This is a genomic window from Streptosporangium sp. NPDC005286 (assembly GCF_040607515.1).
Taxonomy (GTDB): Bacteria; Actinomycetota; Actinomycetes; order Streptosporangiales; family Streptosporangiaceae; genus Streptosporangium.
The window spans coordinates 1-1,435 of sequence record NZ_JBEXGU010000404.1; the positions used below are offsets into that span (position 1 = coordinate 1).

Annotated in this window: 2 protein-coding genes; one reads left to right on the forward strand and one right to left on the reverse strand. The window is 69.8% G+C overall.

What is annotated here, in order from left to right; all coding sequences use genetic code 11:
- Window positions 1-109: 109 nt before the first annotated feature.
- Window positions 110-772 carry a DUF998 domain-containing protein gene (locus ABZU75_RS46430; RefSeq protein ID WP_355569992.1) on the reverse strand — a complete coding sequence of 221 codons (663 nt, stop codon included), beginning with the start codon at window positions 770-772 and terminating at the stop codon, window positions 110-112.
- Window positions 773-1,058: 286 nt separating this feature from the next.
- Between ABZU75_RS46430 and ABZU75_RS46435 the strand changes: the two genes are divergently transcribed.
- Window positions 1,059-1,435: YciI family protein (locus tag ABZU75_RS46435; protein WP_355569995.1), on the forward strand; the 377-nt coding region annotated here is incomplete at its 3' end.

Sequence of the window (1,435 nt, forward strand, 5' to 3'; positions counted from 1 at the left end):
TTTTTTTGTTTTTTTTCTGTGTTTTGATCTCCCTAGTCGGCCTGCCCCCCTCCCCCGGCGGGGTGGTGGCCCGGCGGGGGCGGCGGCCCCCACGGCCCGTGGAGCGTCCCTACCGGAGCGCGGCCCGCTGGTCCGCCGCCACCACGGCGACCCACACCATCGCGGTGATCGCGCCGATGGCCAGGGTCAGCGATCCTGCCTGCCCGCCCGACATCGCCCAGATGTCGCCAAAGGCGAAGACCAGACCGCTGAGCCGCGAGGCGGCGGCGAAGCCGGGGCGGCCGGCGCGGGAGAAGTGGCGGCCCAGCACGAAGCAGGCGGCGATGAGCGCGGTGAACGCGATGGATCCGGCGACCATGTGCATGAGGGCGCTCCCGCTCAACGTACCCGTCTGGCCCAGCGGGGTGCCGGCCGGGAAGCCGTCGCCCGGGTCCATGACGAACACCCCGGCGGCGGCCGTCGCGACGCCGTTGACCAGGATCAGCCTGGGCGCCCAGGTGCCGCCGGGCGTGCCGTGCAGCACGCGGCGCAGGCCGATCGCGCCGGCGATCGTCAGAGCGCCGCTGACCAGGAAGTTGGCGATCTGCAGCCAGCCCAGGTCGCCGGTGCTCAGCATGCTCAGGGGGTGACGCATCAGGTCGAAGCCCTCGCGGGTGAAGGCCTGGGCCAGCGACACGACCGTGAAGAGGGCCGCGGCGGCGACGGAGCAGGCGAGCAGGGTGCGCGTCGCGGGGGTGACGGGGGTGACGGTGCCGGACTGGACGGCGGTCATGATTGCTTCCTCTCTGGTGCGACGGGGCTCCGTCGCCGTACTCGGTCCGCCGGTCTCACCCGGCCTCGCTGACGCGTCGAACGAGGAGGGCGGGAATCGACGCCGTCCCGCCGTCACACTCCTGAACTGCGGATACGTCACCCCATCCGCATTCCCTGTCACATCGCATTCCCTGTCACATCAGGCCGCGGCCCAGGTCAGGCGAGGCATGTCGATTTCCGCCGGTCCGAATCGACGCGTAGCCGGAGACCGGCGAGGATCGGTTCTCTGACCACCCGAAGGAGATATGACGATGCAGTTCCTGATGACCACCAAGGGCGGCGACGCGGCACCCCCGAGCGAGGCGGTCCACGCGGAGATGGCCGCGTTCGTCGAGGAGATGACCCGGGCAGGGGTGCTGCTGGCGACCGGTGGCCTGGACCCGGCCGGCATCCGCGTCTCGGCCTCCGGTGGCGAGATGACCGTCACCGACGGGCCGTTCACCGAGGCCAAGGAGGCCATCGTCAGCTTCGCACTCATCGAGGTGGGCTCGAAGGAGGAGGCCGTCGAGCTCTCCCGGCGCTTCTGGAAGATCATCGGCGACGGCGCGGGCACCATCCAGCAGGTCTTCGGTATCGGAAGAGCACACCTCAGAAAACCAGTCACAGAACAAAACATCGAGGA